Raw genomic sequence first — 8,372 nt, forward strand, 5'->3', positions numbered from 1 at the left:
CTAGTTCACAAACTCTTATGCCCGTCATTGATCTATTTATTTGGCGGGTAATAATCTGTTTTCTACCCTAATGTGCTGTTTAGGTTGTTTATGACAGAGTTATCTCAGACTTATCGTTCGCATGCGCAAACTCGTTTAATTTGGGCCTTGTGCATCGCTTCTATGGTGATTTACATTAATTTGTACACAGTACAAGGCATGCTGCCGTCTATAGCGGAACATTTTGATGTGTCTGGCGCACAAGCTACTTTGGTGTTATCGGTTACCAGTTTTACCTTAGCTTTTTCATTACTTTTTTATGCGGTTTTATCTGACCGGATAGGACGGTTGGCCCCTATTGTGGTGAGTTTATGGTTACTTGCTGCATCTAATATATTGTTGATTTTTGCTCAGACTTTTGATGACTTACTTTGGGTTCGTTTACTTCAAGGTATTTTGCTTGCTGCTGTTCCTGCGATTTCGATGGCCTATTTTAAAGAGCAATTGGCTCCTTCCTTTATGCTAAAAGCTGCTGCCGTATACATTATGGCCAACAGTATGGGTGGCATCGCAGGACGAATTTTCGGTGGGTTAATGGCCCAAAATTTATCGTGGCAGTCGTCTATGGGGTTGATATTTTTGGTAACGTTAATGGGAGTGGCATTGGTAACGTATTTATTGCCGCGTAAAGAAATTAAGCCCCCAGTGGTAAAGCAAAAAGTCTCTTTGATGCATAAAGTAAAGCAAGACATCGATGGCTTTATGTTCCATTTGTCAGACTCGCAGATGCGCCTTGCTTATGCCATTGGTGGCTTAGCATTTATGATGATGGTTAATCAATTTAGCTTTATTCAATTGCATATTATGGCTGAACCTTATGGTTTAAGTCGCTTTAATGCAACCTTGATTTTTCTATGTTATTCAAGTGGCACCTTCGCTTCTTATTTGTCGGCAAAATGGATTATGCGCTATGGCTCGATGCCATTATTTAGGGTGGCGTTATGCTTGATGGTCGCAGGCACGTTGTTGACCTTAGTGGATACATTGACTGCTATTGTGGTGGGCTTTTTGATCAGTGCTTGCGGATTTTTCTTAACTCATAGCTGTTGCAATTCGTTTGTAGCTATCCGTGCAACCAGTCATCGTGCTAAGGCTACATCGCTGTATTTATGTTGCTACTATCTTGGTGCATCTCTGGGAGGGCCTTATTTAATGCTATTTTGGCACGAAGCAGAATGGAATGGAGTGGTTGTCGGATCGATGAGCCTTTTGGCACTGCTTTTAGTGGCTATCTGGCGTTTAGGGATACATCAACAACAGGTTATTGATGTATCCAAAGCGAGCTAACTCTCGATAAATTGTTTACGGTCTAAGTCAAACTTACGCATTTTGTCGTACAAGGTCTTACGCGGTAATTCGAGTTGCTCCATTGTTAGCTTAATACTGCCTTTGTTATGGCTTAAAGCTTCTTCAATCAACATCCTCTCAAAGAACTCAACTCGTTGTTGAAGCGACATGCTAGTGTGCATAGTCGTGTGGCTGTCTAAATTGCCCGCAAAAGCGGCTTCTGCACCCAGTAATACATAACGCTCTGCTAAGTTGCGCAACTCGCGTACATTGCCTGGCCAGTCGTGAGAGGTTAGCACCATGGTTTGCTGGGGATTTAATGCAATGAGTGCTTTATGGTAACGGGCAGAAGCAATTCTGGCAAAATGTAAAAACAGTAATGGAATGTCTTCTCGGCGATCTCGTAGTGGAGGAATGACAATGGTCACCAGGTTAAGTCGGTACAATAAATCTTGTCTGAATTTCCCTTCTTCACACAGTTGTTGCAAGTTTAATTTTGTTGCGGCAATAACTCTTATGTCTAAATTTATCGGTGTATTTGATCCTAATCGTTCGACTTTACGATCTTCCAAGACTCGCAGTAATTTAACCTGTAAAGCCATAGGAGTGCTTTCTATTTCATCCAGAAGTAGCGTGCCACCATTAGCATATTCAAACTTACCAATCCGGCGTTTGTCTATGCCAGTGAAAGCACCCGATTCAGCACCAAAGAGTTCACTTTCAATGAGGTTTTCAGGGATTGCACCGCAATTAATGGCGACAAAATTGGCTTTGTTACGATAGCTGTGGTCATGCAGGTATCGGGCGACAAGTTCTTTACCTGCGCCTGTTTCACCTTCAATCATGATATCTGCCGGTGTGTCTAGCACTTGGTCAATAAGGTGGCGCATTTTCATTACACCAGGACTACTGCCTAAAATACGTGGGCCAGGTGCTATGTGCGATTCAAGTTCGCGTTTAAGTTTACGGTTCTCAAGTGTTAGCGCACGTTTATCTAATGCGCGTTTGGTCACATCGAGTATATGTTCGTTGTTAAATGGTTTTTCGATAAAGTCGTAAGCACCTTTTTTGAGTGCGTCTACCGCCATGGCGATATCACCAAAACCCGTTAATAGTACTACAGGTAAGTCATTGTCTTGTTTTTTCAGTTGTTGCAATAAACTTAAGCCATCGAGTTGCGGCATATTGACATCAGAAATCACTATGCCTGGCCAGTTAGCGGTTATTTGGTTAGCTATATATTGCGGGTTCGTAATCGCCAGCGCGCTGATATTCTCTAGCTTAAATAATTGCTGTAATACGATGCCGATATGAGGTTCATCATCAACAATAATGACTTGATAATTATTGATGTCTTGTATTTGAGTCACGTTTACACTTCCTCACGTAAATAAAGTGGCAAAATGATATGAAAAATAGCCCCACCGGGTATGGCATTCTCGACAGTAATAGAACCTTGCATTGACTCAATAATACGTTGCGAGATGGACAACCCTAAGCCCAATCCTTGACGCTCACTGGTGGTATAGTAAGGTTCAAAAATTTTGTTCATCTGGCTTTCTCTTACACCCGGACCGCTGTCTTGGATACTTATATTGACCTTACTGTCGCAGTAGACTTCGATTTGTAATTGTCGCTCGTTAGATTGTTGCATAGCGACGATAGCGTTACTAATAAGATTAACGAGCACTTGCTGTAATCGCACTTTGTCGCCCCATATTTGGCATTTACCCGTTAATAATTTCAGCGATAACTTAACACCCTGTTTGTCCATTTCAGGTTGAACAATGGTAAGTGCTTGCTCAATCGATTGATTAATTTCGGTGGCGTTATCTTTACCCTGAGATTTACGCGTAAAGCTTTTAAACTGACCAATAATATCTGCGAGCCTATCGGTGAGTTCTATCATGATTTTGATATTGCTGCTGGCATCTTCAATCATATTACGGCCAATGAAAGTTTGGGTGTTTTGCGCATAACTACGTAGTGCGGCTAGCGGTTGATTGAGTTCGTGGTTTATGCTGGCGGACAGACTGCCTATGACCGTAAGCTTTGCGGCTTGGATAAGTTCGTCTTGGGTATCTTTAAGTTGAGTATTGGCTTGTTCTAACTCTAATGTGCGTTCTTTCACGCGTTGTTCTAATAGGTTTTGGGCTTGACGCATCCGAAGAAAGTTTTTTCTTCGTTCTAAGCTGTAAATAATAAACAAGGCCAGTAATAAGTAAAGTGTCGCCGCTAGCAACATAATAGGCGGTAAAGACTCATATAACGGTTTCATGGGGGCTAGAATATGCACATTCCAGTTAGCATTAGGCATTAACTGGTGGCGTTCTAAATACTTCTCTTTGCCTTCAGAAGACGAGATTTGGTATACCTGAGTCGTGCTTGACTCACCTAAGGCAAAATTAGGGGTAATGCTAAGCTCACCAATGGGTCGGTTTGCATAGCGTTTTGATGAATTAAGTGCAAAACGTTTTGCCTGTGTTAGCGGCGTTAATGAATTAAATCGCCAACTATTAATGCTTGAAAGAAACACTATATTGTCAGGATCGCTAATCATAAACTCATATTGGCTTGCGATGGCAATGCCACTACTTTGTTGTTCAATCAAACTTATATCAACTTTCACAACCACTACACCCAATACCACTCCCTTGTGATATACCGGATTAGCAAAGTAGAATCCGCGCTTATTGGATGAGGTACCGACTGCATAATATCGTCCAGACTTTCCTGATATAGCATCAATAAAGTAGGGCCTAAATGAATAATCATGATTTATAAAAGAGTTGGGTACATCCCAATTGCTGGCGGCAATAGCAACTCCGAGCGCATCAGTAAGGTAAATATCTGACGACTCTGTAACTTGCTGTAATTCAGATAAATAAGCGTTAAGTTTTTCGATTGTTTGAGGATTGCGTTGATCAAGTAACCCTTGCTCTAAGATGGGATTTTGCGCGAGCACTGCTGGAATATTTTCGTAGTGTGAAAGGGCGTTATCAATAAAAATTACCAGTTCATTGATTTGTTTTTCAGATTGTTCAGCAATGGACTTTGTGCCCTGTTCAAGTAAATACCAATACGTAACTTTTAGGGTCAGTAATAACCCGATGATGAGCATGATGCTCAGTACAATTTTACGTTTTTTGGTAGTCGAGAATGAAAGCATGCATATTCCCAATCGGTAATAGTTATGATGATTATTGAGCATGTGTAAAAAAACGAGCCTTAATAAATTAAGGCTCGTCTATAATACGCGAATTATCAAGCTAATAGCCGTTTAATTTGTCTATATACTCAGGTAAAAATAGTGAAATTTGAGGGATATAGGTAATCAACATCAAGAAACCGAGTAACAATACCAGCCAAGGCAGGCACGATTGAATTACCCACCCCATACTTTTTCCTGTTATTCCTGCTGTGACAAACAGATTGAGCCCTACAGGCGGTGTGAGCATGCCTATCTCCATATTGACCACCATAATGATGCCTAAGTGAATAGGATCGATACCTAACTGGGTTGCGATAGGGAATAATATTGGCGCCATAATCAACAGAATAGCTGAAGGCTCCATAAAGTTACCCGCAGCTAATAACAATAAGTTGACGATGATCAAAAAACCCCATGCGGGTAATCCAAATCCGACAATCGTTTCGGCAATAATATGTGGAATACGCTCGGTGGTTAATACGTGAGCAAACAGCATGGCATTAGCAATAATAAACAACAACATAATGCTAACTTTAGCGCCATCACGTACTACATGACGGATTTCTTTGTCGGTTGGAGTTTTAATAACGGCAAGCAACATGTGCCCTATATTGCGTAATGAGGCGCCGATTAAAGATTCTTGTTTATTTCGCCAAGCAACATTCTTGAGTGGTCCAATATCCCGATAGCCAAATACTGCAATAAAGTAAGCATACACACAAGCTACGGCCGCTGCTTCAGTTGGACTGGCAACACCACCGTAGATTGAACCCAGTACAATAAGAATGAGTGCTAATCCACCCATTGCTTTAGCACTTGATATGCTTAGTGCTTTTATTCCAGGGAAAGGGCGCGAAGGCAGTTTTTTAATTCGTGCAACAATGTAGATTGCTAACATTAAAATACAACCCATCATTAAGCCTGGAATTAAACCAGCCATAAACATTCTAGCGGCAGACACTTCTGTCGCAGCCGCATAAACCAGCATTACAATCGATGGTGGAATTAAAATGCCTAAGGTACCTGAAGTAGTGATAACGCCTGCTGCAAATTTTTCTGGATAACCTGCGCGTACCATACCAACAATAACAATAGAGCCAATAGCAGCCACAGTTGCAGGTGATGAACCAGATACCGCGGCAAACAGCATACAAGCCATCACCGATGCCATAGCAAGACCACCGCGTATATGACCAACGCTGTCCATTGCAAAGTCAATAATACGTCTTGCTACGCCACCAGTAGACAAAAATGCCGATGATAGAATAAAGAATGGAATTGCCAATAAAGTGTAGTGTTCTGAAGTCGACTCATACAGTTTTAAAACTATTGAAGCGAGCGAATCATTTGAATATAACAAAATAGTTAGCATGCTTGAAAAACCTAATGCGATAGCAATAGGCATACCAATCATCATGCAAATAAATAAAGCTATAAATAGAGTTGCTATAGTCATTATTTCGCTTCCTTATCATTTTTTTCTAGTTGTTCTGATGATGTGGATAGCGCAGCTTCATCGATTAAATGCATGCTGTCTTTTGCTTCATCGGCCAGTTGGAAACCAACAGCTTTATTGCGCAAAATAGCGATAAATAATTCTATAAAACGCCATGTGAGCATTGAAAATCCGATAATTAAAATACTTTGAGATAACCAAATAGGAACAGCGCCATCTTCTATATCGATGCGCAATGTTTCCCAAGCAAAATCTGGATCTAATTGATGAATAAACCACGCAGGAAAGTCGATGTCTTCCATTGGAATACCAATTTGGTACATTTGGCTTAGGTAGTCCCAAGCTCCTTTTAAAAACATTCCGCAGTAAATAATGCAACACAGGCACGCAAAGATAGCGACCGCTTTCTGTGGCTTACCAGATAGCTTAGACACAAACGCATCAACACCAATATGTGCTCCTACTTTCACGCCATAGGACATGCCAAATAGTACAAACCAACCACAAAGAGTAAGGGTCAGTTCTTGGATCCATAAAAAACCGGTATTAAAAAAGAAACGGGCAATAACTTCGCCAAAAACCAGCAACGTCATTAATGTAATTAATAAATTAAGGAACCCTTCTTCAAAATAACCAAATAGTCTTGAAATCACGGTCATACTCCTTGAATAAAAAAAGGTGGTACTGATGCAATAATGCATCAGTACCACGTCAAGTGTTGAGACTATTTAGTATTAGCTGCTTGTGCTGCATCAATCATGTCTTTACCAATTTGATCTTCAAACTTAGCCCAAACTGGTTTCATTGCGTTAACCCATTGCTGGCGTGCAGCAGGCGTTAACGTGACTAATTCTGAACGCTTAGAATCAATAATCGCTTGTCTATCTTGGTTATCTTTTTCTGAAGCAATTTTATTACCAAGAGCAATCGCTTCATCAAGTGATGATTTAAAGATGGCACGTTTATCAGCGGGTAGACCTTTCCAGAAGGTATTTGAGGTCACAACCATATAATCTAAAACGCCATGATTACTTTCTGTGATGTGACTTTGCACCTCATAAAATTTCATTGAATAGGTATTTGACCAAGTGTTTTCTTGACCATCAATAGCGCGTGTTTGTAGCAGAGTGAACACTTCAGAGAAGGGCTTTTTAACTGGAATAGCACCAACAGCATCAAACTGAGCTGCAATAACGTCAGATGCCATAATACGGAACTTTTTGCCATTCGCATCTTTTGGTAATGCCAAAGGATCGTTCGCAGAAAACTGCTTCATACCGTTGTGAAGATAACCTAGACCAACAAGGCCTTTACGGTTCATCGCGTTTAATAATTTTTGGCCTGAATCTGATTGCTGAAAACGATCAACTGCGGCCATATCTTCAAACAAGAAAGGTAAATCGAAAATCTGTAGTTTTTTGGTAAAGCGCTCAAACTTAGATAATGATGGTGCCACAAATTGCACATCGTTTAGCAGAAGTGCTGCTAGCTCATTGTTATCCCCAAATAACTGTGAGTTAGGAAATACGTTAACAACATATTCACCTGGTAAACGTTGCTCAATTAATTCTTTAAACTTAAGTGCCATTTGTCCTTTTGGAGTATTTTCCGCAACAACATGCGAAAATTTAATTTCTACAGGTTCAGCAAAAACATTAAAGCTCGCGGCAAGAATAGTAGCAATAGTCGCTAGTTTAGCAATTGACTTGAGTGGATTTGTAAAGGTACTGGTCGATTTTTTCATGATAATTAACTTCCTTTTTTTTAGTGTTATATTTTCCTCAAGGTGGTGACTTGTCCCAGAACAAGTACGCCATAAACGTTTTATGAGGATAGATAAAACATAGCAAGCATTAGGCCAGAATGTTAATTATTTGTAACTCAATGAAATGTATTAACTTTAATTTAATAAGGAAACAGGAGCGTGATTTTATGTGTGGATTGTCACACAGTAAAAAAATCCTTATGGGTGGGATGTCACACATTTGCACTGATCGTGATATGAGGGTGGTATTTATTGCTGGCTGAGGAATATGAGCTTATATGGTCTTAATTAAAAGGAGGGATATATAAAAATTAGACATAAAAAAACCACCTTCCGGTGGTTAATCTATTAATGCAATATATGCATTAAATACCAAATAATTGGTGGAGCTACACGGGATCGAACCGTGGACCTCTTCACTGCCAGCGAAGCGCTCTCCCAGCTGAGCTATAGCCCCAAATTTTAGCTGACTAAAAACTAAAATTTGAAAAATATGGTATCCCATAGGGGATTCGAACCCCTGTTACCGCCGTGAAAGGGCGGTGTCCTAGGCCTCTAGACGAATGGGACACATTTGATACGTTATACTCTGTATCGAGTGAATACTCATTGGT

At 40.4% G+C, this 8,372-nt stretch carries 6 protein-coding genes and 2 tRNA genes; 1 reads left to right on the plus strand and 7 read right to left on the minus strand.

Features of this window, described 5'->3' with window-relative positions; translation table 11 throughout:
• The first annotated feature begins 90 nt into the window (after positions 1-90).
• A complete protein-coding gene (locus H5181_RS16890) occupies positions 91-1,326 on the plus strand; it encodes an MFS transporter (protein WP_059744391.1) in 1,236 nt (411 codons plus the stop codon).
• On the opposite strand, the gene H5181_RS16895 is transcribed toward H5181_RS16890, so the two are convergent.
• From H5181_RS16895 to H5181_RS16925, 7 genes are all read right to left on the minus strand, one after another.
• Positions 1,323-2,696, minus strand: a complete 1,374-nt coding sequence (locus tag H5181_RS16895; protein ID WP_011638168.1) for a sigma-54 dependent transcriptional regulator — start codon at positions 2,694-2,696, stop codon at positions 1,323-1,325. The genes H5181_RS16890 and H5181_RS16895 overlap by 4 nt on opposite strands.
• 2 nt (positions 2,697-2,698) lie before the next feature.
• On the minus strand, positions 2,699-4,495 hold the full coding sequence (locus H5181_RS16900) for an ATP-binding protein (protein ID WP_182751584.1): 1,797 nt from the start codon (positions 4,493-4,495) through the stop codon (positions 2,699-2,701).
• Between the two features lie 100 nt (positions 4,496-4,595).
• A complete protein-coding gene (locus H5181_RS16905; RefSeq protein ID WP_011638166.1) occupies positions 4,596-5,993 on the minus strand; it encodes a TRAP transporter large permease in 1,398 nt (465 codons plus the stop codon).
• Positions 5,993-6,652, minus strand: coding sequence for a TRAP transporter small permease (locus H5181_RS16910; protein ID WP_041413121.1), 660 nt, complete (start codon positions 6,650-6,652; stop codon positions 5,993-5,995). The genes H5181_RS16905 and H5181_RS16910 overlap by 1 nt, the downstream gene beginning before the upstream one ends.
• Positions 6,653-6,717: 65 nt before the next feature.
• On the minus strand, positions 6,718-7,737 hold the full coding sequence (locus tag H5181_RS16915) for a TRAP transporter substrate-binding protein (protein WP_182751585.1): 1,020 nt from the start codon (positions 7,735-7,737) through the stop codon (positions 6,718-6,720).
• Between the two features lie 402 nt (positions 7,738-8,139).
• Positions 8,140-8,215 (minus strand) — tRNA-Ala (locus H5181_RS16920).
• Positions 8,216-8,252: 37 nt separating this feature from the next.
• Positions 8,253-8,328: transfer RNA gene (locus H5181_RS16925), tRNA-Glu, on the minus strand.
• Positions 8,329-8,372 lie beyond the last annotated feature (44 nt).

The sequence above is a fragment of the Shewanella sp. SG44-2 genome (genome assembly GCF_014164215.1).
Classification (GTDB): Bacteria; Pseudomonadota; Gammaproteobacteria; order Enterobacterales; family Shewanellaceae; genus Shewanella; species Shewanella frigidimarina.

Excerpts from the sequence above, each read along its gene's own strand:
- H5181_RS16890 (WP_059744391.1), top strand. The coding sequence starts at position 91 with ATGACAGAGTTATCTCAGACTTATCGTTCGCATGCGCAAACTCGTTTA.
- H5181_RS16900 (WP_182751584.1), bottom strand. The coding sequence starts at position 4,495 with ATGCTTTCATTCTCGACTACCAAAAAACGTAAAATTGTACTGAGCATC.
- H5181_RS16905 (WP_011638166.1), bottom strand. The coding sequence starts at position 5,993 with ATGACTATAGCAACTCTATTTATAGCTTTATTTATTTGCATGATGATT.
- H5181_RS16910 (WP_041413121.1), bottom strand. The coding sequence starts at position 6,652 with ATGACCGTGATTTCAAGACTATTTGGTTATTTTGAAGAAGGGTTCCTT.
- H5181_RS16915 (WP_182751585.1), bottom strand. The coding sequence starts at position 7,737 with ATGAAAAAATCGACCAGTACCTTTACAAATCCACTCAAGTCAATTGCT.